Source organism: Vibrio sp. 10N.222.52.B7 (genome assembly GCF_041474275.1).
Taxonomy (GTDB): domain Bacteria; phylum Pseudomonadota; class Gammaproteobacteria; order Enterobacterales; family Vibrionaceae; genus Vibrio; species Vibrio crassostreae_C.
Map to the genome: position 1 here is coordinate 1 of NZ_JBFRTU010000537.1, position 368 is coordinate 368.

Below are 368 nucleotides of genomic sequence, written 5' to 3' on the forward strand. Positions count from 1 at the left end.
CATTATTGCTGAATTCGTATCAGCAAATAAAAATTCTGAGTCAGGCATGTATGACTGGCTTAAACAACCACTGGGTTCAAAAGCGGCCTACTTAGGTTCATTCCTATATTGGTTCGTGAACCTATTCTGGTTTGTATCATTGCTGCCCAACGTTATCGCATACGCGTCTTACGCGATGCTTGGCTACGAGTACGCCTTCTCTCCGATAGTGACTTCGGCAATCTCAATAGGTCTGTTTGCAGCAGCGACACACATCTCGACCAAAGGGGCGAGCTGGTTAGGAAAAATTGCAGAGATCGTTGCATACGGTGTATTTGCACTGTTCGCGGTTTACGTTATCGGTGCAATGATGGCACTCGGTGGTAACC

At 46.5% G+C, this 368-nt stretch carries 1 protein-coding gene; it reads left to right on the forward strand.

Annotated elements, in window-relative coordinates; translation table 11 throughout:
• Window positions 1-368: amino acid permease (locus tag AB4512_RS24075; RefSeq protein ID WP_372176010.1), on the forward strand; the 368-nt coding region annotated here is incomplete at both ends.